Annotated in this window: 22 protein-coding genes and 1 other RNA gene; 10 read left to right on the forward strand and 13 right to left on the reverse strand. The window is 68.0% G+C overall.

The genetic code is table 11. The features are described from left to right. Nucleotides 1-24: 24 nt before the first annotated feature. The 4 genes from ACFUEJ_RS06165 (at nucleotide 25) to ACFUEJ_RS06180 (ending at nucleotide 3538) form a co-directional block, all read left to right on the forward strand. The gene (locus tag ACFUEJ_RS06165; protein ID WP_311276961.1) at nucleotides 25-924 is read left to right on the forward strand and encodes a TIGR01777 family oxidoreductase; all 900 of its coding nucleotides are present in this window, start codon (nucleotides 25-27) and stop codon (nucleotides 922-924) included. Further along, a complete protein-coding gene (gene lipB / locus ACFUEJ_RS06170) occupies nucleotides 917-1636 on the forward strand; it encodes a lipoyl(octanoyl) transferase LipB (protein ID WP_388028140.1) in 720 nt (239 codons plus the stop codon). Before ACFUEJ_RS06165 ends, lipB begins: the two co-directional genes overlap by 8 nt. Further along, nucleotides 1633-2721 (forward strand): lipoyl synthase, encoded by a 1089-nt coding sequence (lipA, locus tag ACFUEJ_RS06175; RefSeq protein ID WP_068971687.1) that lies wholly within the window; start codon nucleotides 1633-1635, stop codon nucleotides 2719-2721. The genes lipB and lipA overlap by 4 nt, the downstream gene beginning before the upstream one ends. A 76-nt stretch (nucleotides 2722-2797) precedes the next feature. After that, nucleotides 2798-3538, forward strand: coding sequence for a DUF4191 domain-containing protein (locus ACFUEJ_RS06180; protein ID WP_388028143.1), 741 nt, complete (start codon nucleotides 2798-2800; stop codon nucleotides 3536-3538). A 19-nt stretch (nucleotides 3539-3557) separates the two neighbouring features. Here the strand turns inward: ACFUEJ_RS06180 and ACFUEJ_RS06185 are convergent, their stop codons facing one another. From ACFUEJ_RS06185 to ACFUEJ_RS06195, 3 genes are all read right to left on the reverse strand, one after another. After that, complete coding sequence (locus ACFUEJ_RS06185) at nucleotides 3558-5030, reverse strand: PQQ-binding-like beta-propeller repeat protein (RefSeq protein ID WP_388028146.1); 1473 nt, start codon at nucleotides 5028-5030, stop codon at nucleotides 3558-3560. A 35-nt stretch (nucleotides 5031-5065) separates the two neighbouring features. After that, nucleotides 5066-6508 (reverse strand): hypothetical protein, encoded by a 1443-nt coding sequence (locus tag ACFUEJ_RS06190; RefSeq protein ID WP_388028149.1) that lies wholly within the window; start codon nucleotides 6506-6508, stop codon nucleotides 5066-5068. 90 nt (nucleotides 6509-6598) lie between these two features. Continuing rightward, on the reverse strand, nucleotides 6599-7105 hold the full coding sequence (locus ACFUEJ_RS06195; protein WP_388028152.1) for an RDD family protein: 507 nt from the start codon (nucleotides 7103-7105) through the stop codon (nucleotides 6599-6601). Between the two features lie 322 nt (nucleotides 7106-7427). Between ACFUEJ_RS06195 and glnA (ACFUEJ_RS06200) the strand changes: the two genes are divergently transcribed. Then, nucleotides 7428-8861: a type I glutamate--ammonia ligase gene (glnA, locus tag ACFUEJ_RS06200; RefSeq protein WP_010841141.1), complete on the forward strand. Its 1434-nt coding sequence runs from the start codon at nucleotides 7428-7430 to the stop codon at nucleotides 8859-8861. Between the two features lie 141 nt (nucleotides 8862-9002). Continuing rightward, nucleotides 9003-9257, forward strand: coding sequence for a hypothetical protein (locus ACFUEJ_RS06205; protein ID WP_068971686.1), 255 nt, complete (start codon nucleotides 9003-9005; stop codon nucleotides 9255-9257). A 36-nt stretch (nucleotides 9258-9293) separates the two neighbouring features. Here the strand turns inward: ACFUEJ_RS06205 and ACFUEJ_RS06210 are convergent, their stop codons facing one another. Next, on the reverse strand, nucleotides 9294-10352 hold the full coding sequence (locus ACFUEJ_RS06210; RefSeq protein WP_165629879.1) for a zinc-binding dehydrogenase: 1059 nt from the start codon (nucleotides 10350-10352) through the stop codon (nucleotides 9294-9296). Between the two features lie 100 nt (nucleotides 10353-10452). Continuing rightward, nucleotides 10453-11412 carry a cyclase family protein gene (locus ACFUEJ_RS06215; RefSeq protein WP_388028155.1) on the reverse strand — a complete coding sequence of 320 codons (960 nt, stop codon included), beginning with the start codon at nucleotides 11410-11412 and terminating at the stop codon, nucleotides 10453-10455. 173 nt (nucleotides 11413-11585) lie between these two features. Here ACFUEJ_RS06215 and ACFUEJ_RS06220 point away from each other — a divergent pair, with 173 nt between their 5' ends. Next, complete coding sequence (locus ACFUEJ_RS06220) at nucleotides 11586-11771, forward strand: hypothetical protein (RefSeq protein ID WP_165629877.1); 186 nt, start codon at nucleotides 11586-11588, stop codon at nucleotides 11769-11771. A gap of 41 nt (nucleotides 11772-11812) precedes the next feature. On the opposite strand, the gene ACFUEJ_RS06225 is transcribed toward ACFUEJ_RS06220, so the two are convergent. From ACFUEJ_RS06225 to glnA (ACFUEJ_RS06240), 4 genes are all read right to left on the reverse strand, one after another. Further along, on the reverse strand, nucleotides 11813-12475 hold the full coding sequence (locus tag ACFUEJ_RS06225) for a heme oxygenase (biliverdin-producing) (RefSeq protein ID WP_247449566.1): 663 nt from the start codon (nucleotides 12473-12475) through the stop codon (nucleotides 11813-11815). Next, entirely contained in the window at nucleotides 12472-13422 is a 951-nt protein-coding gene (locus ACFUEJ_RS06230) for an endonuclease/exonuclease/phosphatase family protein (RefSeq protein WP_165629875.1), read from the reverse strand. The genes ACFUEJ_RS06225 and ACFUEJ_RS06230 overlap by 4 nt, the downstream gene beginning before the upstream one ends. A 76-nt stretch (nucleotides 13423-13498) precedes the next feature. Beyond that, nucleotides 13499-16528 carry a bifunctional [glutamine synthetase] adenylyltransferase/[glutamine synthetase]-adenylyl-L-tyrosine phosphorylase gene (locus ACFUEJ_RS06235; RefSeq protein WP_388028159.1) on the reverse strand — a complete coding sequence of 1010 codons (3030 nt, stop codon included), beginning with the start codon at nucleotides 16526-16528 and terminating at the stop codon, nucleotides 13499-13501. Between the two features lie 66 nt (nucleotides 16529-16594). Next, the gene (glnA, locus tag ACFUEJ_RS06240; RefSeq protein WP_065630066.1) at nucleotides 16595-17935 is read right to left on the reverse strand and encodes a type I glutamate--ammonia ligase; all 1341 of its coding nucleotides are present in this window, start codon (nucleotides 17933-17935) and stop codon (nucleotides 16595-16597) included. A 325-nt stretch (nucleotides 17936-18260) separates the two neighbouring features. Between glnA (ACFUEJ_RS06240) and panB the strand changes: the two genes are divergently transcribed. The 3 genes from panB to ACFUEJ_RS06255 all read left to right on the forward strand — a co-directional run bounded on the left by panB (nucleotide 18261) and on the right by ACFUEJ_RS06255 (nucleotide 21682). Beyond that, nucleotides 18261-19106, forward strand: coding sequence for a 3-methyl-2-oxobutanoate hydroxymethyltransferase (gene panB / locus ACFUEJ_RS06245; RefSeq protein ID WP_058253120.1), 846 nt, complete (start codon nucleotides 18261-18263; stop codon nucleotides 19104-19106). A gap of 31 nt (nucleotides 19107-19137) precedes the next feature. Then, complete coding sequence (pip, locus tag ACFUEJ_RS06250; RefSeq protein ID WP_068971680.1) at nucleotides 19138-20121, forward strand: prolyl aminopeptidase; 984 nt, start codon at nucleotides 19138-19140, stop codon at nucleotides 20119-20121. Between the two features lie 67 nt (nucleotides 20122-20188). Further along, the gene (locus tag ACFUEJ_RS06255; RefSeq protein ID WP_068971679.1) at nucleotides 20189-21682 is read left to right on the forward strand and encodes a CYTH and CHAD domain-containing protein; all 1494 of its coding nucleotides are present in this window, start codon (nucleotides 20189-20191) and stop codon (nucleotides 21680-21682) included. Nucleotides 21683-21691: 9 nt separating this feature from the next. On the opposite strand, the gene ACFUEJ_RS06260 is transcribed toward ACFUEJ_RS06255, so the two are convergent. The 4 genes from ACFUEJ_RS06260 to ACFUEJ_RS06275 all read right to left on the reverse strand — a co-directional run bounded on the left by ACFUEJ_RS06260 (nucleotide 21692) and on the right by ACFUEJ_RS06275 (nucleotide 25057). Continuing rightward, a complete protein-coding gene (locus ACFUEJ_RS06260) occupies nucleotides 21692-23134 on the reverse strand; it encodes an RNB domain-containing ribonuclease (protein WP_388028163.1) in 1443 nt (480 codons plus the stop codon). 26 nt (nucleotides 23135-23160) lie between these two features. Then, nucleotides 23161-23575: RNase P RNA component class A (gene rnpB, locus ACFUEJ_RS06265), an RNA gene on the reverse strand. 50 nt (nucleotides 23576-23625) lie between these two features. After that, complete coding sequence (locus tag ACFUEJ_RS06270) at nucleotides 23626-24315, reverse strand: histidine phosphatase family protein (RefSeq protein ID WP_388028165.1); 690 nt, start codon at nucleotides 24313-24315, stop codon at nucleotides 23626-23628. A gap of 4 nt (nucleotides 24316-24319) precedes the next feature. Then, on the reverse strand, nucleotides 24320-25057 hold the full coding sequence (locus ACFUEJ_RS06275) for a zinc ribbon domain-containing protein (protein WP_388028168.1): 738 nt from the start codon (nucleotides 25055-25057) through the stop codon (nucleotides 24320-24322). Between the last annotated feature and the right edge of the window lie 41 nt (nucleotides 25058-25098).

The following is a 25098-nucleotide window of genomic DNA, read 5'->3' on the forward strand; positions in this document are numbered from 1 at the left end:
CAGACGGCACACCGAGGACACAGAATGCGCATCGCCGTCGCCGGATCATCGGGACTCATCGGCAACGCCCTGGTCAACTCGCTGCGCGCGGCGGGCCACACGGTCACACGTCTGGTCCGCCGCGAGGCACGCGCCGATGACGAGTTCAGCTGGGATCCCGAGACGATCGGCGTCCCGCCGGAGAGTCTCGACGGCGTCGAGGCGGTGGTCTCGCTGGGCGGTGTGGGAGTCGGCAACGGTCGGTGGACCGGCCGATTCAAACAGGAGCTCCGGGACTCGCGGATCACCCCCACCGAACTGCTCGCCGAGGCCGTCCGCGATCTCGGCATCCCGACGTTCGTGAGTGCCAGCGCCACGGGCTACTACGGGAACACCGGTGGCCACGCCGCGGTAGAGACCGACGGCCCCGGCGAGGGGTTCCTCGCCGACCTGGTCGTCGACTGGGAGCGCGCCGCCACCGCCGGCGTCGGCGCGGACACGCGTCTGGTCCTGCTCCGCACGGCGCCGGTCCTCAGCACGCACGGCGGCCTGCTGGGCAAACTCCGGCCGTTGTTCAAGCTCGGGCTCGGCGGACCGATAGGTGACGGCAAGCAGTACTTCTCGTGGATCAGCCTGATCGACGAGATCCGCGCCATCGAGTTCCTCCTCGACTCCGACGTGTCCGGGCCGGTGAACCTGAGTTCGCCGGGCGCCGTCCCGTTCAGTGAGTTCACCTCGGCTCTGGGCCGGGCCGTGCACCGCCCGACGATCCTGCAGGTACCCGCCTTCGCGGCGCGTCGGGTCGGCGGCGAGATGGCCGAGGAAATGATTCTGTTCAGTCAGCGCGTTACACCCAAGGTGCTGACCGATCACGGATTCACCTTCACCCATCCCGGTGTCGACGAGGCCCTCGCCTACGCCACCGGTTCCACCAGTCATGACTGAGCGTCCGATCCGCGGGAGTGCCGAACCGGTCGAGGTCCGCCATCTCGGCGTCGTCGACTACCAGACGGCCTATGACCTGCAGCACGGGCTGGCGACCGACCGCGCCGACGGCGTCCTGGACCACGACGTGCTGCTCCTGCTGGAGCATCCGTCCACCTACACCGCGGGCAAGCGCACGGAGGACGCCGACCGGCCCACCAACGGGGCGCCGGTCATCGACGTCGACCGCGGCGGCCGGATCACCTGGCACGGACCGGGACAACTCGTCGGCTATCCGATCGTGAAGCTCGCCGAGCCGCTCGACGTCGTCGAGTACGTCCGTCGCCTCGAGGCGGCCCTCATCTCGGTCTGCGCCGGTCTCGGCGTGACCACCGGCCGCGTCGAAGGACGTTCGGGCGTGTGGATCACCGACGACGCCGGTGAACGCAAACTCGGACAGATCGGTATCCGCGTGGCACGCGGGGTGGCCCTGCACGGCTTCGCGCTCAACATCGACCCCGACATGTCGGCGTTCGAGGCGATCGTCCCCTGCGGGATCGCCGACGCCGGGGTCACGTCCCTGGCGCGCGAACTGGGGCGGCCGTTGTCGGTGGCCTCTCTGCTCGACGTCACCGCCGATGCCGTGCTCACCGCGCTCGACGCCACTACGAGCCCGGTCGTGTCGGCACAGTCCTCTCCATCCACTTCTGCGAGCGTAGGATCGATCCAGTGACCGCGTCCCCCATCACCCCCGGACCCGGTGCCCCCGAAGCCACACCCTCGGCCTCGGCATCCGCACCACAGACCCCGACCCCGGCCCCCGAGGGCCGTAAGCTGCTCCGCCTCGAGGTGCGCAACGCGCAGACCCCCATCGAGCGCAAGCCGGAGTGGATCCGCACCCGCGCGACGATGGGCCCGGAGTTCACCGAACTCAAGGGCCTGGTCAAGCGCGAGGGTCTGCACACCGTCTGCGAAGAGGCCGGCTGCCCCAACATCTACGAATGCTGGGAAGACCGCGAGGCGACGTTCCTCATCGGCGGCGAGCAGTGCACCCGACGCTGCGACTTCTGCCAGATCGACACCGGCAAGCCCGCCGAACTCGACCGCGACGAACCCCGCCGCGTCGCCGAGAGCGTCCAGGCGATGGGCCTGCGCTACTCGACCATCACCGGCGTCGCCCGCGACGACCTACCCGACGAGGGTGCATGGCTCTACGCCGAGACCGTCCGCGCGATCCACCGCCTCAACCCCGGTACCGGTGTGGAGAACCTCATTCCGGACTTCCACGCCAAGCCCGACCTGCTGGCCGAGGTCTTCGACGCCCGGCCCGAGGTACTGGCGCACAACCTCGAGACCGTGCCGCGCATCTTCAAACGCATCCGCCCGGCCTTCCGCTACGAGCGGTCTCTCGAAGTCCTCACCGCCGCACGTGATTTCGGCCTGGTGACGAAGTCGAACCTCATCCTCGGGATGGGCGAGACCCCGCAGGAGGTGCAGTCGGCGATCGTGGATCTGCACGAGGCGGGCTGCGACATCCTGACCATCACGCAGTACCTGCGCCCTTCGCCGCGGCATCATCCGGTCGAGCGGTGGGTCAAGCCCGAGGAGTTCGTCGATCACTCCGAGTTCGCTGAGGAGGTCGGATTCGCCGGCGTCATGGCGGGTCCGCTCGTGCGGTCGTCGTACCGGGCGGGCCGCCTGTACGCGCAGGCGATGGCCCATCATGGCCGCGAGATCTCACCGGCTCTCGCACACCTGGCGGCCGAGGGATCGGCCAGCCAGGAGGCCTCCAGCCTGATGGCACGCCTCGCCCGCTGACGCCCCGCGCGTCCGGTGATCATCGGACGGTCACCCGATGCCCCGATCGCTCGATCCACGGACGTAAACTGGCCTCATGGCAAAGGCGCATGTGAGCAAAGAGGTCAAGGCCGAGAAGAAGAAGGCCCGTAAGGCCGCATCGAAGGAACGGCGCCAGCAGCTCTGGCAGGCCTTCCAGATGCAGCGCAAGGAAGACAAACGACTCATCCCCTACATGGTGGGTGTCATCGTCCTGTCGATCGCGGTCTTCACCGCTCTCGGATTCGTCCTCGGTTCGCCGTGGCTGCTGATCCCGCTCGGCGTGGTGCTGGGCATCCTCGGCGCCTTCATCCTCTTCGGCCGCCGCGTCCAGAAGAACGTGTACACCAAGGCCGAGGGACAGCCCGGCGCCGCCGGATGGGCACTGGGCAACATGCGCGGGCAATGGCGGGTCAAGCAGGCCGTGGCCGGCACCTCCCAGCTCGACGCCGTGCACCGTGTCATCGGCAAGCCGGGCATCATCCTGGTCGCCGAGGGCTCCCCGACTCGCATCAAGTCACTGCTCGGCCAGGAGAAGAAGAAGGTCGCGCGGGTCGTCGGCGACACCCCGATCTACGAGATCATGGTCGGCAACGACGACGGCCAGGTTCCGCTGTCGAAGCTCGAGCGGCACCTCAACAAGCTGCCCAGCAACATCGACCGCAAGCGGATGGAGACCCTGGAAGGCCGGCTGTCCGCCCTCGGCAGCAAGGCCCCCGGCCCCGGCATGCCGAAGGGTCCCCTGCCCGCGAACGCCAAGATGCGCAGCATGCAGCGCACGGCGCGCCGCCGCGGCTGACGCCTCCGCGTGGCCCCACTCAACCCATACGGGTCATCGTGGGTGATGAGCGACCCGAGCGCGTCTCAAGTACGAAAAGGTACGGCCCCACGATCTGCACGTCGACGTCGTCCGCGTCTCGCGTCTCTTTCAGCCGCCACGCCTGCTCACCGCTCTGCGGGTCATAAGCAACCAACGCCCGCGGGCCGGGTTCGTCTTGCTCTCCGTCTTCTTCGAAGATCAGGCGTGTGCCATCAAAGGCCTTGTACCGCTGGTGAGTGCTCATCGGGATCGTTGCCCCGGCGACGCCGGAAGCGGCCTCGATGAAAGTCCACCGGTAGCCGACATCGGCCAGCGCCTGCACGCCGACGTAGCGGCCAGCCAGGAGGGAGACGTCGTCGACGATGTTGCCCTCGACGGACCAGAGCAGCTTCCCGTTCACGGTGGACACTGCGCCGGCGATCGGGCGGTCGGATTTGTTCTCGCCCTGGACGGGCAACAATGCGCCCTCGGTCGCGGTCGGGCGCCCGTTCGGGAGTTCGAGATCCGCCAACAGGCCGTGTTCGATACCCTGCCGATCGAAGAGCCTCAGGGATCGGCGCGGATAAACGGTGTGACTGACCGCAAAACCGGTTCCCGTCGCCGCGACCCTGATCCAGGTGTTCGCACTTCCCTGCGCGTCATCATCATCGGCCGCGCCTCCCGGTCCGCGAAGTTCGTCGTCGGCGGCGGAGTCGTAGAGGACGTCGCCGGTAGGCAGCGACAGGACTCGAACTCCTGCTTCGCTGTCGCCGACGACAATTACGTCGCCGGCCTCGGACAACGCCGGGTCACCTATCTGCTCGGGAAGCACCTGGGTCCACCGCTGTCGCCCGTCGGATTCGAACGCCGTCAGGGTGGTCGTGGCCCGATAGCTCACAGAGTCGTACAACACCGACGTGACCAGAAAGCCGTCTGCTGCGCGGACGATCTGGCTCCGGCCAGACCGCACGGTCGCGGTCGCCGAGACCGCGCCCGTGGCAGCCTCGAGAAATGCCACTTCGGTCTGTCGGTCACTCGCCGAGGCGACACAGGCGAGTCGTCGGTCCCGACTCAACGCGCAGTCACTGGCCAGAAACATTGACGGGTTGCGCCACAGCGCTCTTCCGTTCGTCTGGTCGAGCGCCACGACCCCGCCTGCCGACGTGAGGTCCGATGACGCACCAGCGATGACCATCCGGTCGTCGGCGGCGAGGGGAATCACGTACGTCGCGGGTTGCGGCGAGCCGAGAGCGAGTTCCTCCGACGTTTCCCACAGCGGTTCGGGTTGCGTGGGTAAGGCGCGGATGATCGGGTCCTCGCCGTGCTCCCCCGTCGGCGCACCGAGCACGGTACCCGATCCTTCGACCGTGCGTGGTACCGCCAGCGTCACGGTCAGCACAGTCGCGAGCGCGAGCGTCCCGAGTACGAGGATCGCCAGTCCGGTCGTCGTACCGGTTCCGCGACGGGCCCTCGGGGATCGCGAGGGCGGCATTCCGACCGAGTGATGGTCGCCCGGGTACGGCCGGGTCAAGGCTTCGCATCCAGCAGACGAAGCGAACCCGACTCGCCGGCCACACCGGTGATGACTTGAAAGAGGTACGGTCCGACGAAACGGTATTCGCGCTCGCCGTCCGGGTTTCCGAGCGTCCATACCTCACGTCCGCTCGACAGTTCGTAGGCGACCATCTTCGGGACACCGTAGTTCGAACCGAACCTGTCTGCGAAGACGGCCCGAACTCCGTCGAAAGCAAGGAGACGGTTGTTCCCGGCGGCCATGGTCGTCGCGCTCTGCGGTTTGTCGAGGTCGAGGACCACCCATTCCTCGGAGTTGCTGCCGGTCGTCTCAGAACCGGCCACATACTGCTCACCCAATAGTTCGGTACCGAGAAGGCTGCCGGCGAACGCCGTCAGAGCGACGACCTCGAGCGTCTCCAATGAGGCGGCACCGATGGCCTGACGGTTGTCCACATCGGTTCCGGTGACGGGGATGAGGTCTCCTTCTGAACCGGACGGCGCGAAGGGCAGGACGACGCCGTCGATCGCGCCGCGTAGGGTGCCGCTGTCGTCATAGACGGTGGTGGTACGGGCGCTCGTCAGGATGCTGACCGCGACGAAGCCGGGCCGGGCCACGGCGACCTGGATGATGGCCGACCCGCCCGGACCACCGTGGGGCTCGAGGTCCCGGGCGGAGTCGTACAGCACAGTTCCACTGTCGAGGGCGTACACCCGCGCTCCGCGCTTGTAGTCAGAGACCGCCACCACGTTGCCGGACTCGGACAGTTCCGGATCGGACAGCCCCACGGGAGGACGCTGCACCCAGGAACGCGAACCGTCGGAACTGAACCAGTTCAAGGTCGCCGCATAAACGGCCTCGGTTTCGACGAACCGCCGGCTCGTGACGAGGAAGCCGTTACCTGCGGAGGCGAGGGTCGGGTCTTGTGGACCGTCTGCGATCTCGAACGATTTCGTCGCCGTCACCGCACCGGTGCCGACCGCGATGAACCCGAGATCGACGGTGCTCGGCGCACTCCCGCGACGGAGGCAGGCGAGTCTGCCATCGCGGCTGAGAGCGCAGGTCTCGGCTCGAAACGCCGACGTCTCGGGCCAGAGTTGCCTGCCGTCCGCAGCGTCGAAGGCCATCAGTTCGGTGACGGATGCGCTCGTGGGACCGCCGACGACGATCTGCCGATCAGCTGCGAGCACCGTCGGCACCCGGGTGGTGTCCGGGGTTCGCAGCCCGGCGATGTCAGACATGTCCGCCGACCACCGCGGGGTCGGGGTGGTTGCCAGGGGGTCGACATCGGGATACCTGTCGTCGGCCGCGCTGCGGTCCGCGGTCGTCGCGCTGTCTGCCACCACCGCGGCGTGCCCGTCAACAGACCGAGGCACCGCCAGAGTGACGATCACCCCCATCGCAACGATCACCGTGCCCATGAAAAGGGCCACGACGGCCCCCGACTTCCCCCGCATGCGACCACTAAATCACAGCGACGATGACCATCCCGCCCCTAGTTCCACAGCGAATCGATAGGCGTATGGAGAACGAGCTGCCGCCCCGGGTCAGCGGGTCCGGACGAGCGCGGTGCCGGTTGCGCGGTCGTGCAGAGCGCGCCCGTTGTAGTCGTTGATCAGCGCCGGGACCAGGAAGATCATCAGCAGCTGGCGGAAGAAGGCCCGGACGATCCCGACCGCCGCCGGGCTCTGCTCGCCGGTCGCTTCGGCGGTGTTGCGCTCGACGCCGTAATCCACTCGCGCCACGCGCATCCCGATGACGAGCTGGCCCGGGGTGAACCCGAACAGCGTCACCGCGAAGATGCCCATGACGAACCACACGCCCATCTGCGCGGTGCCCAGATGCGGCGAGCTGAAGCCACCGAAGAACGCCATCGCGAGCCCGCCGGCGATCAGCCAGTCGACGAGCAGGCCGGCCACCCGCGGCCAGCCGGTGGCCAGCGACCCGGGACCGCTCTGCGGTAGGCCGAGATCCTGTCCCCGGTACTCGTTGTCCACGCCGTTCTCGGGACCGATCTGCGGTCCCGACAGCCAGGAACCCGTGACTCGTCCCATCGGTGATGACTCCTCTCACGCGACCGCGCAACCCCCTCGGTCCGCGTCGTCGCCGCACTGGGAACCATCGTAGTCGCTGGTTGTCGTGACCCGTCCCGCCCGTTGGCCCCTGCCGCTAGGGTTGGGATGCGCCGAGTGCGACGGCCCCCGATCACGCTGTGTAGCCAACACCACTGCGCGTGTAACACGGGGGAAACACGGACTTGACGCATGGGCAACTTCGCCTCCATACGGTTGCCGCTGAGATCCGCTGCTGTTTCTCAGTGGCGGATGTGGCGTGTCCCCATACACGGACCACCGATCACGAAGGAGTCACCGCACGGTGTACAGCAGTAAAGAAGAACTACTCGAGGGCATCAAGAAGGAAGGTGTCGAGTACGTCGACATCCGTTTCTGCGACCTGCCCGGTGTCATGCAGCACTTCTCGATCCCCGCGTCGGCCTTCGACGAGGACGTCTTCGAGGACGGGCTGGCGTTCGACGGATCGTCGGTGCGTGGCTTCCAGTCGATCAACGAGTCGGACATGATGCTGCTGCCCGACCCGGCCACCGCGCGGATCGATCCGTTCCGCAAGGCCAAGACGATGAACCTCAGCTTCTTCGTCCACGACCCGTTCACCCGCGAGGCCTACAGCCGCGACCCGCGCAACGTCGCCCGCAAGGCCGAGGACTACCTCGCCTCCACCGGCGTCGCCGACACCTGCTTCTTCGGTGCCGAGGCCGAGTTCTACATCTTCGACTCGGTGTCCTTCGGTTCCGAGATGAACGGCACCTTCTACGAGGTCGAGTCCGAGTCCGGCTGGTGGAACACCGCGTCGCCGACCGATCCCGACGGCAGCCCCAACCTCGGCTACAAGGTCCGCCCGAAGGGTGGGTACTTCCCCGTCGCACCGTACGACCACTACGTCGACCTGCGTGACGAGATGTCCACCAACCTGCAGAACTCGGGCTTCGAGCTCGAGCGCGGCCACCACGAGGTCGGCACCGCGGGCCAGGCGGAGATCAACTACAAGTTCAACACTCTGCTCCACGCAGCCGATGACGTGCAGCTGTTCAAGTACATCATCAAGAACACCGCATGGCAGAACGGCAAGTCGGTCACCTTCATGCCGAAGCCGCTCTTCGGCGACAACGGTTCGGGCATGCACGCCCACCAGTCGCTGTGGAAGGACGGCAAGCCGCTGTTCCACGACGAGGCCGGCTACGCGGGCCTGTCGGACCTGGCGCGCTACTACATCGGTGGCATCCTGCACCACGCACCGTCGCTGCTGGCGTTCACCAACCCGACCGTGAACTCCTACAAGCGTCTGGTGCCGGGCTACGAGGCCCCGATCAACCTGGTCTACAGCCAGCGCAACCGGTCGGCCTGTGTGCGTATCCCGATCACCGGCAACAACCCGAAGGCCAAGCGCCTCGAGTTCCGTTGCCCGGACAGCTCGGGCAACCCGTACCTGGCGTTCGCCGCGATGATGATGGCCGGCCTGGACGGCATCAAGAACAAGATCGAGCCGCACGAGCCCGTCGACAAGGACCTCTACGAGCTCCCGCCGGAAGAGGCCAAGAGCATCCCGCAGGCCCCGACCTCGCTGGCCGCGGTCATCGACCGTCTCGAAGAGGATCACGAATACCTCACCGCCGGTGGCGTGTTCACCGAGGACCTCATCGAGACCTGGATCGCGCTCAAGCGTGAGAACGAGATCGAGCCGGTGCAGATCCGTCCGCACCCGTACGAGTTCTCGCTGTACTACGACTGCTGAGCCCAGGCTCCGACGTCGACTCGGCCCGCTCCGCGATCGCTCTCCGATCGCCGAGCGGGCCGTTTCGTTGTCGGCCGACTCGATCCATCAATCCGCGCGAGCAGCCGTGTCCGACCGTCCCGCCGTGCGACGATGAGCCGCATGGGCACACTGCTGACGTCCGACGAGTTCGAGATCCGCCTGCTGTTCGCGGAGTCGGTCCCGGAGGTGATGCAGTTCGTCCGCGACGTGGTCCGGCAGCGCGAACCGATCGCCCTCGAGCTCGAGGGGTCGGCGCACATCGTGAATCTCGCCAACGTCCGGCACTTCTCGTTGGTCGACGAGACCGACGACGTCGTAGCGGATTCCGACGAGCGGACAACGGTCGTTCTCTCCATCGCCGAGGCCAAGGAGTGACGACCCGAGCCAGCGCCGCCGGACCAGGCCGGACCGTCAGTCGCCGGCGGCGATGATCACCTTGAGCGCGTGCTCGTCGGCAGCGTTCGCGAACGTGTCGTACGCCTCGTCGAACTGATCGAACGTGAACCGGTGGGTGATGAACTTCTCCGGGGAGATGTCCCCGCGTTCGATGCTCTCCAGGAGTTCGGGTGCGGTCGTGGCGTTGACCAATCCGGTGGTGATCGTGAGGTTGTTGATCCAGTCCCGCTCGATCGGGAAGGTGACGCTCTCCCCGTGCACGCCGACGTTGGCGACATGACCGCCGGGACGGACGGAATCGAGCGCGACGCCGAACGTCGCGGGCACCCCGACCGCCTCGATCGCCACGTCCACCCCGAGCCCGCCTCGGCTGAGTTCCTTGAGTTGCGCGACCACGTCCCCGCCTGCGTTGACGTCGATCGTGTCGGTCGCACCGAAGTCGCGCGACTGCTCGAGCCGGAACTTGTTGCCGTCCACGGCGATCACCTTCGACGCGCCGGCCGCCGACGCCGTCATCACCGACGCCAGCCCGACCGGCCCGACCCCGACGACGGCGACGACGTCGCCCTCTGCGACGGCGCCGTAGAGCACCCCGATCTCGTAGCCGGTCGGCAGGATGTCGCTGAGCATCGTGCCCTGCTCGGGAGTCACCTTCTCGGGAAGCGCGATCAGACCGTTGTCCGCGAACGGAACCCGGACGTACTCGGCCTGGGTGCCGTCGATGAGGTGACCGAAGATCCAGCCGATGCCACCCACTGTCTGGCAGTGCGACGTCAGACCCGCTCGGCAGAACTCGCACGTTCCACACTTGCTCACGCAGGACACGATCACGCGATCCCCGACCCGAACCCGCTCGCAGCCCGGACCGACCTCGGTGACCACTCCGACGCCCTCGTGCCCGAGGATCCGACCCGGCGTGACCGCCGCTACGTCGCCCTTGAGGATGTGCAGATCGGTTCCGCAGATGGTGGTCACCTCCATCTTGACGATGGCGTCCGTCGGTTCCAGCAGGACCGGATTCGGAACGTCCTCCCAGGCCTTCTGACCTGGACCGTGATACACGAGAGCTTTCATGGCCGACTCCTTGTGGTTGCGGGTCCTCGCGCGAAGATTAGGCATGGGTGCGCTCGCAGAACGTCTCACCTTGAGACGACTGCCCGGCCGGGAAGAAGTCTCACTTGATGGCGACAGGGTTGACAGGAGAACCGGTGGCCTCGTTGATCTTCAGCGGCGCGGCCACGTAGAAGAACGTGTAGACCCAGTCGTCGGCGCAATCGGCGGCGAGCTTCTCGAGGTCGCAGATCTCGGTGAACGCCACGCCGAGGTTGCGCATGAGCGCGTTGTGCAGCACCAGAGCGGCGCCGTTGTTCGGGTCCACGGTCACCCCGTTCGCGATGGTGTCGGTCACGAGATTCGGTATCTCCATCTCCTGGAACCAGGACACGAGTTCGCGGGAGTAGACGAGGCCGGATTCGCAGAAGTCGCTGTAGAACTCGACGGCGTTCTCGAAGAACAGTTGCAGGTGATTGGTTCGGATCACCACGATGTCGCGCGGCTGGATCTCCGTGCCCTGGTACTCGGCACACGCGATCAGATCCTCGTGGTCGAACGTCTCGTACGGCTCCAGGTAGGCCTTACCCCGGTGACGTGCGATGTCGAGGAGCACGGCGCGACCGACCACTCCACGCTCGGCGATCGGCGCGACGCTGGCCCTCGACAAGCCCCCGATCGTGGTCCTCGAGTCGTACCCGTTCCAGATCTGGCCGTCGTACCAGACGTGGCCGAGCGCGTCGTACTGCGTGGAACCCTGGAGCGATGCGGTGAGCTTGTCGTCGGCGCAGTGCATGCCTCCGGGGAAAGCAGGCCCTTTGCCGTCATCCCAGTGCGATTCGTCAAGGGTCATCTCGCGAGTGGCAGGGCTACGACCCGGCCACACGGGGTCACCGTGGGGATCGCCGATCAGGCGCTGAAGCGTGAACACCGCGCCCCGCCTGATCTGCGCCGCGCCCGCCAAGACCTGTGCGGCCGTCAGATGGTTCAGGCTGCCCACCTCGTCATCGGGTCCCCATCTGCCCCAATTGGTGGGCGAGTCGGCGAGGATCTCGCTGAGATCGGGCACGGCGGCATCTGCCATCGATTCACCTTCCGCAGGGTGTCAGCGCGCGACGCGCGCTGGATGTGCAATCGGGTGCCGAGCGGCAACGCTGACGTGCGTCGAAACAGCACCCGCAATACGGCATGTGATCCGTAACACTTTTGGGACTTGTTACCCTGCCGACTCACCGAATACGACCGTAGTTTGGACGAATGACCCGTGATGTATACGTCGAAGACCTCGTACCCGGTGACCGGATTCGCCTCGAAGGCACCCCGCGAGTGGTTCGCACCACCAGCCGTCTCGACGACAACCAGCTACGCATCGAGCTCGTCAAGGGCCACGACGACCTGAGTGAGGTCATCCTGGACCGCACCGTCAAGCTGCAGGTCAACTGACGCCTGATTCGACGATCCCGACGTTCGGGCGGACCTATGGGTCAGGCCGCCCGGGCGCCGTCGAGATCGCCGAACACCGCCTGATTGTGGTCGAAGGCCGCGATGGCCTCGTCGACGAGCCGTTCGATCCCTGCGGCGTCGAGCGGTAGCGCGTCGAGCCGTGCCCGGTAGGCGTCCTTGTAGCGCTTGAGCTTGTCGATCTCGTCGAACGAGTAGAAGCTCAGCGCCGCGTCGTCGACCCCGTAGTGCTCTCGCATGCGGTGGGCCACCACCTGGCCACCGCTGAGGTCGCCGAGATAGCGGGTGTAGTGGTGTGCGACATATCGTGCCGGGTCGTCACGCGTGGACTCGATCGCGGTCACATAGCGCGCGACCGCCGGCAGCGGCGACGCCGTCGACGGGTCGATGCCGAAGGAGGCGAGGTCGGCGCCGAGGCGTTGCAGGCGAAGCAGTTTCGGGTCGAGCACGGCGTCGGCCACCGGGTCCCCCGCCAGGTCGGCACCGACACGCTCGAGCGCCTCGTAGACGAAGTACAACTGGACCGCCAGGCGCTGATACTCGCCGGAGTCCAACCGGCCCGACATCAGATCGTCGATGAACGGCGCATGCTCGGCGCGCTCGTGCGCCACCGCTGTGGCCGAACGCAGACGTTCGGAGATACTCGGGCGGTCGTGTGGTCCGACGTTCTCGGGATCGGGCGTCATGATGCCACCAGTGTTACCACCAGAGTCCGGTGATCGGAACCCGGCAGGTAGTGGGTGTCCATCGACGTGGCCACGAAACCGCGCAGGATGACCCGGTCGATGGCGACCAGCGGCCGGTTGCCGAGCTGCTTGTCGGTGGGATAGCTCGGCAGGAACCCGGCACCGGCCATGTCGGTGCCGTCGACGAGCCCGTTGGTCAGCAGGCTGCGGTACTTCGCGTGATTCCAGGTGGAGTTGTAGTCCCCGATCGCGATCACCCGGCCGGGTGGGAGCTCGGCGAAATGTGCGGCGAGCGTGTCCATGTCGTCGTGCCAGTCCCAGTTGCGACCCCACAGCGGCGCCGCCGGGTGGATGGCCAGGACCTGGGTCCCGGCGGCGCCGGGCAGGTCGGTGCGGGCCTGCAGGTTGTGCAGCACCGTCCCCGGGATGTTGTATCGCTCGTCCAGCGGGCGCTTGCTGAACATCGCGGTGCCGGCCGCGTAGGTGTACGGAATGGCGAACTCGTGCGGCAGCGAGCGGCCGATCTCACTGCGCCGCAGACGTTCCAGCGCCTCGGGGGTGACCTCTTGGAGGGACACGAGGTCCGGATCGGCATCGGCGACGATCTTCTCGAGCGCACCCAGGTCGCCTCCGCCGAAGAGGAGGTTGGCGGAGACGACGGTGAACCGCTCGCCGGACGGCGCCGCGTTGGCGATGACCAGCGGCACCTGGGTGTAGGCCAGACCGCCGACGGCCACGAGCGCAATCGCCAGCATGAACCAGCGCCGCAGGACCGCGAAGACGACGATCGCGATCACTCCGGGGATCAACGCGAACTGCACGGCGCTGGTGAGGTACAGCGCGACGTCACCGCGGGACGGGTAGAAGTGCAGGAACACGCCCAGCACCACGCCGGCGAGCATCGCCCACCCCAGGACGTACGCGGCCGCCCACAGAAATCTCGTCATCGCTCCCCCATGTGATCCGGTGTTCCCCCGCCGGAGTCAGCTGCGCCCTTCCACGCCCGTCCGCTTCTCTCCGCGCTCAGGCCCCGAAGACCTTCAGCACCACGGCCTTGGCCCGGCGCGTCACCCGGAGATAATTCTCCAGGAACTCGTTGGCCTGGTCCTCCGGCCATCCCGCGGCAAACGCGATCTGGCGCAGTTGTGCACCCGGCCCAGGTAGTTGATCGATCGGCTTGCCACGCACCAGGACCAGCGCGTTGCGCGCCTTCGTCGCGGTCGTCCAGGCGTCCTTCAACAGCGCGACGTCGTTCTCCGACAACAACTCCGCCGCGCCGATGGCATCCAGTGAGTCCAGCGTCGACGTGTTGTGCAGGCTCCGATAGCGGTGCGCATACTTCAGCTGCAGGAGCTGCACCGTCCACTCGATGTCGGCGAGACCACCGCGGCCGAGCTTGGTGTGGGTGGCCGGGTCGGCTCCGCGCGGCAGTCGCTCGGCGTCCACGCGGGCCTTGATCCGGCGGATCTCCCGAACGGCGTCGTTGCTGACACCGCCGGCCGGATACCGCACGTGGTCGATCATGTGCAGGAAGTCGATGCCGAGCGCCTCGTCGCCTGCGACCTGGTGCGCGCGCAGCAACGCCTGGACCTCCCAGGGCTGGGCCCATTGCGCGTAGTACGCGGCGTAGGACGCGAGGGTTCGCACGATGGGGCCGTTCCGGCCCTCGGGCCGTAGTCCGGTGTCGACCTCCAGCGGCGGGTCCGCGCTGGGGCTGCCGAGCATCGACCGCACGTTCTCCGCGATCGTCTGTGCCCACTTGAGTGCCTCGGACTCCTCGGCGTCTCGATCGGGCTGGCAGACGAACATCACGTCGGCGTCCGAGCCGTAGCCGAGTTCGCCGCCACCGAGCCGGCCCATGCCGATCACCGCGATGCGCGCCGGCGCCCGAGTTCCCCGCTCGCGCTCGGAGATGTTGATAGCCACGGTGAGCGCTGCGTTGAGCACCGCCGCCCACACGCTGGACAGTGCCTTGCAGACGGCAGGCACGTCCAACAGTCCCAGTACGTCGGCGGACGCGATGCGGACGAGCTCGGCGCGCCGATGCGAACGCGCTACGGCCACAGCGCGTTTCATGTCCTGCTGGCGGACCGTCGAGGCGACGAGGCCCTTGGCGACGTCCTCGGGGCGCACGTTGCACAGCTTGGGCCCGTCCGGCCCGTCGGAGTACTGGTGGATCACCTCGGGGGAACGCATCAGCATGTTCGCGATGTACTCCGACGTCCCGAGCACCTTCATCAGCCGCGCCGCCACCACGCCGTCGTCGCGCAGCAGTCGCAGGAACCAGTCGGTGTCCTCCATCACGTCGCACAGCCGGCGGTAGTTCAGCAGGCCGGCATCGGGATCCGGTGTGTCCCCGATGTGTTCGAGCAACTGCGGCAGGATGAGCAGCTGGATCTGACCACGGCGTCCCGGCGCGTTCGACAGCGCGCGGATATGGCTCAGTGCCCGATCGGGTTTCGCGTAACCCAGTGCGGCCAGCCGCCTCTCGGCGGAGGTGTCGGTCAGGGTGAGCTCGTCGGTCTTGAAGCGCGTGACCGCCTCGAGCAGCGGGCGGTAGAACAGCTTCTGGTGCAAGCGGCGGACCCGCAGGCTCTGGTGGCGGATCTGTTCGCGCAGCACCCCCGTCGCGTCGAGTTCGCCCTCTCGCCGGATGTGCGCGGCGCGGGCGAGCCAGCGCAACGCCTCGTGGTCGTCGGGCTGCGGCAAGAGATGCGTCCGGGACATGCGCTGCAGCTGCAGCCGATGTTCGAGGAGACGCAAGAACTGGTACGACGCACTGAGATTCGCGGCGTCGTCGCGTCCGACGTAACCGCCCGCGGTGAGCGCGGCCAGCGCGTCGACGGTCGGCATCACGCGCAGGTTCTCGTCCACCCGGCCGTGCACCATCTGCAGGAGCTGGACCGCGAACTCGACGTCGCGCAGACTGCCGCGCCCGAGTTTGAGGTTGCGCTCGCGCTCGTCCTCGGGGAGCAGGGATTCGACGCGGCGTCGCATCTTCTGCACCTCGGGCACGAAGTCGGGCCGCTCGGCCGCCTTCCACACCATCGGTTTGACCGCGGCGATGTAATCGTCGGCGAGCTGCATGTCGCCGGTCATCGCCCGGGCCTTGAGCAGCGCTTGGAACTCCCAGGTCTTGGCCCACCGTTCGTAGTAGGCCACATGCGATTCCAGGGTTCGGGTCAGCGCTCCGGACTTCCCCTCGGGCCGTAGCGCGGCATCGACCTCGAAGAACGCGAGCGAACCGATGCGCATCATCTCGCCCGCGATCCGCGCCGCGGTACCGTCGGCCGGGTCACTGACGAAGATGACGTCGACGTCGCTGACGTAGTTCAGTTCGCGCGCACCGCATTTGCCCATCGCGACCACGGCGAGCCGGACCGGGATGGGATCGTCCCCGCAGACCTCGGCGAAGGCGACGGCGAGGGCGGCGGTCAGGGCGGCGTCGGCGCAGTCGGACAGGTAGGCACCCACCTCGGGCAACCACATCACCGGTTCGTCCTCGACGGTCGAGGCGACGTCGTGGGCCGCGAGTTGCAGGATCAGGTTGCGGTAGGCCAGGCGGAGTGCGATGACGGCCTTCGGGCCGGTGAGCGCCGACCGGTACACGCGGTTGCCCTTCTCGACCTCGCCCGGAACGGGCTCGGCACCGACGGAGGCGAGCATCAGACGGTCGACCTCGGCACGGTCGGGCAACTCGTCGGCGAGCAGGAGCCGCCAGCTCGACGGTTCGGCGACCAGGTGATCGGCGAGCGCGTCCGACGAACCGATGATCGCGAACAGGCGCCCACGGAATGCGCGCTCCGCGCGCACCAGGCCGTCGATCTCGGACCACTCGTCGCCGACGGCGCTGCGCAACCGCACGAGCGTACGGAGGGCCAGGTCGGCGTCGGGAGACCGCGACAGGGCCCACAACACGTCGACCGATTCTGGCGTGTTCCACCCGAGATCGGCGAGGTTCCGGGGTGCGGAGTCGTCGAGCAGACCCAGCCGGCCCGCGCTGGGGACGGTGCTGCGTCCGGCTCGCCCCGGGGGTCCCGATCGTGTTGTCACATCACAAAAGTAGCGACCGGATCCGATCGGCACGACATCGCGGTCCCCGACCGGGCAAGGCAGCCCTTACAGCGGCAGGTAGTTCTGCAGCTCGAACGGGGTCACGAGGCTGCGGTAATTGGTCCATTCCGTCCACTTGTTGCGCAGGAAGTAGTCGAACACGTGCTCGCCGAGGGCCTCGGCGACCAGCTCCGAGTTCTCCATCTCCTTCAGCGCGTCGGCGAGGCTGCCGGGGAGTTCCTTGTAACCCATCGCGCGACGCTCGGCCGAGGTGAGTGCCCAGACGTCGTCCTCGGCCTCGTCGGGCAGCTCGTAGTCCTCGTTGATGCCCTTGAGCCCGGCGGCCAGCAGCACCGCGAAGGTCAGGTACGGATTGCAGGCGGAGTCGGGGCTGCGGACCTCGATGCGGCGTGACGACGCCTTGTTCGGCGTGTAGAGCGGGAGGCGGATCAGCGCCGAGCGGTTGGCGCCGCCCCAGGTGGCCGCGGTCGGCGCCTCGCCACCGTGGATGAGCCGCTTGTAGCTGTTCACCCACTGGTTGGTGACCGCGCTGATCTCCGAGGCGTGATGCAGGATGCCGGCGATGAACTTCTTCCCGGTGGCCGAGAGCTGCATCGGGTCGTCGGGGTTGTGGAAGGCGTTGAGGTCGCCCTCGAACAGGCTGAGGTGGGTGTGCATCGCCGAACCGGGGTGCTCGCTGAACGGCTTGGGCATGAACGTCGCCCACACGCCTTCGTTGATCGCCACCTCCTTGATGAGGTAGCGGAACGTCATCACGTTGTCGGCCATCGACAGCGCGTCGGCGTAGCGCAGGTCGATCTCCTGCTGACCGGGCGCACCCTCGTGATGGGAAAACTCGACCGAGATGCCCATCGACTCCAGGGCCTCGATCGCATGCCGCCGGAAGTTGGGCGCGGCGTCGTGGACGGCCTGGTCGAAGTACCCCCCGGAGTCCGCCGGAGTCGGCACCGACCCGTCCAGGGGCGCTTCCTTGAGGAGGAAGAACTCGATCTCGGGGTGGACGTAGCAGCTGAAGCCGAGGTCGGCGGCCTTGTTGAGCTGCCGGCGCAGCACATGCCGTGAGTCGGCCCAACTGGGAGTGCCGTCGGGCATCGCGATGTCGCAGAACATGCGTGCGGAATGGTGCCGACCGGCCGAGGTTGTCCACGGCAGCACCTGGAAGGTCGACGGATCGGGCTTGGCCACGGTGTCGGCTTCCGAGACCCGGGAGAATCCCTCGATGGACGAGCCGTCGAAGCCGATACCCTCGGCGAACGCGCCCTCGAGTTCGGCCGGGGCGATCGCCACGGACTTCAGATAACCGAGGACGTCGGTGAACCACAGTCGGACGAAGCGGATGTCGCGCTCCTCGAGGGTCCGCAGCACGAATTCCTTTTGGCGATCCATGGTCGCCGACATTAGAAGTACGCTGTTAAATCCGTGTTACACGCGCAATTCCAACTCGATGTGCTGCAGTTTTACGGACTCAATCCCACATCGTGAGACGTCCGACCAGTAGCTGGGACGCGGGGCCGGGCACGAAATCCCAAGTGAACTGCCGACAGAGTCGCACACGGCGCTCTCGACCCCGTCCGCGCGTGTGACCAATCGCATAAACATGGCAGGTCACAACAGGTCGTCCTGGTGAAACAATGGCCTACGTCCGTGTTCAACCCGGGTACCCGCCGCGCCTCTCCGGCCAGTCGGGACTCGAGGCAGAAAAGAGACAACGATGTCCGATTCCTCGGTTTACGGCGCGTCCGCCCCCGCCCAGTCCGCCAAGCGACGCGTGACCCGCATCCACCATCTCGCGCAGATGAAGGCCGAGGGCGAGAAGTGGTCGATGCTCACCGCATACGACTACTCCTCCGCCCGCATCTTCGACGCCGCCGAGATCCCCGTCCTGCTCGTCGGCGACTCCGCCGCCAACGTCGTCCTGGGCTACGACACCACCATCCCGGTCACCGTCGACGAGATGATCCCGCTCATCCGCGCCGTCGTACGCGGCGCACCGCATGCACTCGTCGTAGCCGACATGCCGTTCGGCAGCTACGAGATCGGCCCGCAGCACGCCCTCGAGAACGCATTCCGGATCTTCAAGGAGACCGGTGCGCACGCGGTGAAACTCGAAGGCGGTGAACGCGTCGCCCCGCAGATCGCGGCGCTGACCGCGGCCGGCATCCCGGTCATGGCCCACATCGGGTTCACCCCGCAGAGCGTCAACGGGCTCGGCGGCTTCCGTGTCCAGGGCCGCGGGGACGGCGCCGATCAGCTCGTCGCCGACGCCATCGCCGTCCAGGAGGCGGGCGCCTTCGCCGTGGTGATGGAGATGGTGCCGGCCGATCTCGCCGGTCAGATCACCCGCAAGCTGACCATCCCGACCGTCGGCATCGGCGCGGGCAACGAGACCGACGCGCAGGTCCTCGTGTGGCAGGACATGGCCGGACTCACCCACGGCAAGACCGCGAAGTTCGTCAAGCGCTTCGCCGATGTCGGAGGCGAATTACGCTCGGCCGCCGAGCAATACGCCGACGAGGTGCGCCGCGGAGTGTTCCCCGGCCCCGAACACAGCTACTGAGAGCCCGGACGTCAGCACTACGCTGACGTCCATGCGGAACTTCTACCCGGAGATCGAGCCCTACGCCTCCGGCCATCTCGACGGCGGCGACGGCCAGCAGATCTACTGGGAGACCTCCGGCAACCCGGACGGCAAACCCGCCGTGTTCGTGCACGGCGGGCCCGGGGGCGGGACGTCCCCGGCGCAGCGCCGGTTCTTCGACCCGGCGAAGTACCGGATCGTCCTGTTCGACCAGCGCGGCTGCGGACAGTCCCGGCCCCACATCGCCGACGGCGCGAACCTCACCGTCAACACGACACCGCACCTCATCGCCGACATGGAGCGCCTCCGTACTCATCTCGGGATCGACCGCTGGCAGGTCTTCGGCGGTTCCTGGGGTTCGACACTCGGTCTCGCCTACGCGCAAGCCCATCCCGACCGCGTCACCGAACTCGTGCTGCGCGGCATCTTTCTGCTGCGGCGCAGCGAGATCGACTGGTACTACAACGGCGGGGCCGCCCACATCTACCCCGACCTGTGGGAGAGCTACCTCGAGCCCATCCCCGTCGACGAACGCGACGGCGACCTCGTCGCCGCCTATCACCGCCTGCTCACCTCCGGGGACGCCGCGACGGCCCGCGCCGCCGCCCGCGCCTGGACGGGTTGGGAGCAGGCGACCAGCTATCTCCTCCCCCGCCCCGACGAGGAGTCGGACGGTTCCTCGGCGGACGACCCCCAGAAGAAGGACACCGACCGCTTCGACCTCGCCTTCGCATCGATCGAGAACCACTACTTCGTCAATCACGGATTCCTGCGCGACGGTCAGCTCCTCGACGAGATCGACACGATCGCCTCCATCCCCGGCGTGATCGTGCAGGGCCGCTACGACGTCGTGTGCCCGATGCGCAGCGCCTGGGACCTGCACCGCGCCTGGCCGGCTGCCGATCTCCGCATCGTCGCCGACGCCGGGCACGCATCGTACGAGCCGGGTATCAGACACCACCTGATCGAGGCCACGGACCGGTTCGCGCGGTAGCCGACGCCAGTACTCCGCACGCACCACTAAGCTCGACGGACAGCCGTCGAGAAACCAGGAGGAACAGGTGGCCGCATCCGAGCAGGTCGAGGTGGAGCTGAAGTTCGACGTGGACGCCGGACACGTGGCCCCCGACCTGCGGGTGCTGCCCGGTGTCGTGTCGGCGACGACCCCGGAGACGTTCTCACTCGACGCCACCTATTTCGACACCGAGAACCTCGACCTCGCCGGCAACAAGATCACCATGCGTCGGCGTACCGGCGGAAGCGACCAGGGCTGGCACCTCAAGCGCCCCACGGGCATTCCGGGAACCCGGCGAGAGCTGCACGTGGGCTTCGACGAGGCGCCCGCGGACGGCGACGTCCCCGACGCGCTGTCGACACCGGTCCTGGCCCACATCCGCGAACGCACCCTGATGCCGGTCGCCGTCATCTCCACGACGCGCACCGTGACCCGGTTGCTCGGCGCCGACGACGAGCCGCTCGCCGAACTCGCCGAGGACCTCGTCACCGCCCAGTCGCTCCTGCCCGGCGGTCACAGCCAGCAGTGGGCGGAGTGGGAGTTCGAGCTCCTCGCCGGTGGCACGCCGAAGCTCCTGAAGGCCGCCGACAAAGCGCTGCGTGCCGGGGGCGGCCGCGAGGCGTCGAGCGCGTCGAAACTCGCCCGTGCGATCGGCGCCACCCCGACCGTGCACGAACCGCGCCTGTCCAAGCGACCCACCGCACTCGAACTCGTCGTCACCGACATTGCGCTGCACCGCAATTCGCTGGTCGCCTACGATCCCCTGGTGCGCGTCGACGCCCCCGACGCGGTGCACCAGATGCGCGTGGCGTGCCGCCGCCTGCGCAGCGTGTTGTCGGGCTTCCCCACCGTCCTCGACGCCGAGCGCACCGCCCACATCGGCGCCGAGCTGAAGCTGCTCGCCCAGATCCTCGGCGACGCACGCGATTCAGAGGTGCAGCTCGAGTTGAGCGAATCACTGCTGCGTGGCGAGAACGCCTCGCCGGAGCTGCTCGCCGAGCTCGCCGGCACCGAGGTCACCGCCCACGATCGCGCCCTGCGCGCGGCACACGCCGCGATGTCGTCGAAGCGGTACTTCGCCCTGCTCGACAGCATCGACGGCCTGATCGCGTCGCCCCCACCGGGCCCCGACGCCGACATCCCGGCGACCACGGTCGTCGACAAGGCGATCGCCCGCAGCCGCAAGCACATCCACCGCGCACAGGCTCGTCTCGCCGGCTTCGCCGAGGGTTCCGACGAGTGGGAGGAGCAGCTGCACACCATCCGCAAGCGCGCCAAGCGGCTGCGCTACAGCATCGACGCGACCGAACCGCTCGGGAAGAAGAAGTATCGCGAGGTCGGCGTGGCGGCCAAGAAGATCCAGTCCGCGCTGGGCGATTTCAACGACACCCGGATCAACCGGACGCGACTCGCACAGATCGCCTCGGCCGGCACCCTCGGCGGCCCCGACATGTTCGTACTCGGCCGGATCGACGCCCGGCTCGAGGCCGACGGGCACCGCGCGATCGCCGCGTACCGCCGAGTCGCCAAGGAACTCTGACCGAACACCTCACACCTCGCGGAACTCCACCGTCCGGGTCACTTCGTCGGCTTTGGTGAGTTCGACGGCCACGCGGTCGCCGGGGCGTAGATCACCCGCGCTGCGCGCGACCACCGGCGGATCGGACAGGAAGATCTGCGCCTGCCTGCGCTCGGTCGCGCCCGACATCACGACCGCGTCGAACCGCTCACCCACCCGCTCACGCAAGATGACGGCTTCCGCCAGGTCGATGCTCGCGCGATCCGCGGTGGCGCCGAGAGTGTCGGCCGACCGCAGGATCTTGGGCAGCGTCGGCAACGCGCGGTGCACCCAGTCCGGTACCGGCGTACCGGATGCGATCGCCAGACACACCTCGGTGGCGAACCGGTCCCCGAGCCGCCGCAGCGGTGCGGTGACATGGGCATAGAGCCCACCGATCGCCGAATGCCGCATCAGCGCGTCATCGACGGCGTCGTCGGGTCCGGTGAGGGCGAGGTAGTTGGCACCCCGCATGAGCCCGGCCGCGGCCGATTGCAGGGCGAGCGTGCTCGGCTCGCCACCCGGTAGCCCCGCCAGGAACCGGCCCACCGGCAAGCCGGCCGGCCACTGAACCCCGAGGGCCCGGGCAGCGGCACGCAGATCCTCGATCGCGTCCTCCTCGGCCGGCGGCAGGGTGCGCAGCAGCCCGACACCGGCCTCGGCCATGATCGTGCCCGCGCACATCCCGGCCAGCAGCGACACCTGCGAGTTCCACATGTCGGCGGGTGTGTGTGCCTCGAGATCAAGACGCCACCCGTCGGCCGTGCGGACGACCGTCTGGTCGGGCAGGTCGAGTTCGACCGCGCCCCGCGCCAGCGCGACCTCGCGTCGCAGTTCGCCGAATGCGGGCAGGGCGGCGATGGCGGGATGCAGCCGGCCGGCGGCGGCATCGGCCGAGACCCCGGCGTAGTCGAGGCGCGCGACCGAGGCGATGCGGGACCGCCGCACCCGGACATCGGTCACCGATCCGTCGCCGGCCACCCGGATGGTCCACAGCACACACAGTCTGACCTGCTCCGGCAGAAGGGAACCCGCGCCCTCGGACAGTGCGCGAGGGTGCAACGGGACCGACCCGTCCGGGAAGTACACGGTCGCGCCGCGTCGCCGGCTCTCCTGGTCGAGAGCACCTTCGGGGGTGATCAGGGCCGCGACATCGGCGATCGCGTAGTCGACGACGAACCCGTCGCCGTCGGCGGTGAGGTGCACCGCCTGGTCGAGATCCCGGGACGTCGGCGGGTCGATCGTGACGAAGGGGACGCCGGTGTGGTCCTCGCGGACGTCGGCGTACCGGTCGGCACCCGGAGCGCCGGAGTCGATCATCTGCGCGGTGGCCCGGGCTTCGGCGAGGGCATCGTCGCCGTACTCCTCGTCGACGCCCAGTTCGGTGCGTATACCGGCGAAGTCGATGTCGGGGGCGGAGAGGATGCGCTTCACTCCCCCAACCCTAGAGAAGAGTGAGGCGAACGAGTCGGCACGTAAGCCGGATCCTGTTCCCGCACGGTCGTGAGACCGCGTGGGCGGCGACCATCCATCTGGGCACACCGTCGCCGGGTACCTCGAGCGGCCCACCCGCGGGCTGGGGCGAGCAGCCCTCGTGACGCCCGCGCACACGCACCGTGAGGTGCGTGCTTCGGCCTTGCTCCGGGTGGGGTTTACCGAGCCGGCACGGTCACCCGTGCCGCTGGTGCGCTCTTACCGCACCGTTTCACCCTTACCGACCTCGCGGCCGGCGGTCTGTTCTCTGTGGCACTGTCCCGCGGGTCACCCCGGGTTGCCGTTGACAACCACCCTGCTCTGCGGAGTCCGGACTTTCCTCGATGCGCGGCGTGACGGGAGACCGCCCGTTCCGCGCACCGCGGCCGCCCGGCCGACTCGTTCGCGCACCCAGGATACGGCAGGCGTTGTGCGGACCCTCGACGGCGGCGTCAGACGCGCCAGTGCGCGGCGTCGTTGACGAGCCGCACGACGGAGCCGCCGTCGTCGAAGTACTCGGCGATCGACACCGACGCGAGGTCGAGGTGCAGCCGGAACAGCAGTTCGGGTCCGACGCCGAGCGCGTCCTGCAGCAGCGTCTTGATGGGCGTGACATGCGAGACCAGCACCACGGTCTGACCCGGATACCTCTGCAGCAGTTCGGCTTTCGTCCGCGAAATGCGTTCGGCGACCTGCGCGAAGCTCTCCCCGCCGGGCGCGGGCACGGTGATGTCGGACAGCCACGCGCGGTGCAGATCCGGGTCGCGCTGCGACGCCTCGGTGAACGTCAGACCCTCCCAGTCACCGAAGTCGTTCTCGATCAGCCCGGGATGTTCGACGACGTCGATCCCGGTCAGCACGGCGACCTCCTCGGCCGTCGATCGTGCACGCCGCAGCGGCGAGGTCACGATCGCGGCGATCCCCTCCTCGCGCACCACGCGCGCGGCGGCGGCGCGGGCCTGGCGTCGACCCTCGTCGGTGAGGTCCGGGTTGCCTCGCCCGGAGTAGCGCCGCTCCACCGACAGGGGCGTCTGGCCGTGCCGGAGCAGGATGAACCGGGTCGGATCGCTGCGCCGACCCTGCCACGACGGCGCCTTGGTCGCCGAACCCTCGGGGACAGACTCTTCGGCGGTCGCGGTCATGTATCTAGATCCCGGACTCGGCGGTCCGCACGAGGATCGCGCCGCACTCCTCGCACCGGATCACCTCGTCGGACTGCGCCGCGGCGATGGTGGCGATGGTCCCGCGGTCGAGTTCCATCCGGCAGGCACCGCATCGGCGTGCCCGCAGCAGGCCGGCGCCGATACGGCCGCCGGCACGTTGTTTGTCGTACAGCGCGAGCAGCGGCGCATCGATCTCGGCTTCGAGGGTCTCGCGGCGCTCCCGCGCGCGCGACAGGTCCTCGTCGATGGTCTCGAGGGACTTGTCGCGCCGGACCTGCGCTTCGGCGACCTTCTCCTCGAGGTGGCTGATGGTCGCCGCGGCCCGGGTGCGTTCGGACTCGACGGCCTCCTGCTGCTCCATCAGCGACAGCATCTCGTCTTCGAGCACCGCTCGCCGACGACCCAGGCCCGCGAGCTCGTGCTGCAACTCCGACAACGCTTTCGGCGCCAGACCACCGGCGGTCAACAGGGCCGAGTCCTTGGCCTCACGGTTGGCCATACCGGTCACCTCGGAGTCGATCCGGCGGTACTCGCGTCCGAGGTCCTCGGCGGCGATCTCCGCGCGCACCAGATCGTCACGGGCGGCATCGATCGCGGAATTGTGTTCGGCGATCTCGGCGTCCTCCGGCAGGGTCTTGCGGCGATGAACGAGACGATTGATCTCGGCATCGGAGTCCGCGAGATCGAGCAGCAGTCGCTGCACGGCGGCGTCGACTTTCATTGCGGTCTCCTCTTCGGCGAAAGTCCCCCCACCGTACGCGG

This window comes from Gordonia sp. NPDC057258 (assembly GCF_042668985.1).
Lineage (GTDB): Bacteria > Actinomycetota > Actinomycetes > Mycobacteriales > Mycobacteriaceae > Gordonia > Gordonia hongkongensis.

Excerpts from the sequence above, each read along its gene's own strand:
- ACFUEJ_RS06270 (WP_388028165.1), bottom strand. The coding sequence starts at position 24,315 with ATGACCGCGACCGCCGAAGAGTCTGTCCCCGAGGGTTCGGCGACCAAG.
- lipB (WP_388028140.1), top strand. The coding sequence starts at position 917 with ATGACTGAGCGTCCGATCCGCGGGAGTGCCGAACCGGTCGAGGTCCGC.
- ACFUEJ_RS06215 (WP_388028155.1), bottom strand. The coding sequence starts at position 11,412 with ATGGCAGATGCCGCCGTGCCCGATCTCAGCGAGATCCTCGCCGACTCG.
- ACFUEJ_RS06185 (WP_388028146.1), bottom strand. The coding sequence starts at position 5,030 with ATGCCGCCCTCGCGATCCCCGAGGGCCCGTCGCGGAACCGGTACGACG.
- ACFUEJ_RS06210 (WP_165629879.1), bottom strand. The coding sequence starts at position 10,352 with ATGAAAGCTCTCGTGTATCACGGTCCAGGTCAGAAGGCCTGGGAGGAC.
- ACFUEJ_RS06275 (WP_388028168.1), bottom strand. The coding sequence starts at position 25,057 with ATGAAAGTCGACGCCGCCGTGCAGCGACTGCTGCTCGATCTCGCGGAC.
- pip (WP_068971680.1), top strand. The coding sequence starts at position 19,138 with ATGCGGAACTTCTACCCGGAGATCGAGCCCTACGCCTCCGGCCATCTC.
- ACFUEJ_RS06195 (WP_388028152.1), bottom strand. The coding sequence starts at position 7,105 with ATGGGACGAGTCACGGGTTCCTGGCTGTCGGGACCGCAGATCGGTCCC.
- ACFUEJ_RS06230 (WP_165629875.1), bottom strand. The coding sequence starts at position 13,422 with ATGACGAGATTTCTGTGGGCGGCCGCGTACGTCCTGGGGTGGGCGATG.
- panB (WP_058253120.1), top strand. The coding sequence starts at position 18,261 with ATGTCCGATTCCTCGGTTTACGGCGCGTCCGCCCCCGCCCAGTCCGCC.
- glnA (WP_065630066.1), bottom strand. The coding sequence starts at position 17,935 with ATGGATCGCCAAAAGGAATTCGTGCTGCGGACCCTCGAGGAGCGCGAC.
- ACFUEJ_RS06220 (WP_165629877.1), top strand. The coding sequence starts at position 11,586 with ATGACCCGTGATGTATACGTCGAAGACCTCGTACCCGGTGACCGGATT.
- ACFUEJ_RS06165 (WP_311276961.1), top strand. The coding sequence starts at position 25 with ATGCGCATCGCCGTCGCCGGATCATCGGGACTCATCGGCAACGCCCTG.
- ACFUEJ_RS06205 (WP_068971686.1), top strand. The coding sequence starts at position 9,003 with ATGGGCACACTGCTGACGTCCGACGAGTTCGAGATCCGCCTGCTGTTC.
- ACFUEJ_RS06180 (WP_388028143.1), top strand. The coding sequence starts at position 2,798 with ATGGCAAAGGCGCATGTGAGCAAAGAGGTCAAGGCCGAGAAGAAGAAG.
- ACFUEJ_RS06190 (WP_388028149.1), bottom strand. The coding sequence starts at position 6,508 with ATGCGGGGGAAGTCGGGGGCCGTCGTGGCCCTTTTCATGGGCACGGTG.
- ACFUEJ_RS06225 (WP_247449566.1), bottom strand. The coding sequence starts at position 12,475 with ATGACGCCCGATCCCGAGAACGTCGGACCACACGACCGCCCGAGTATC.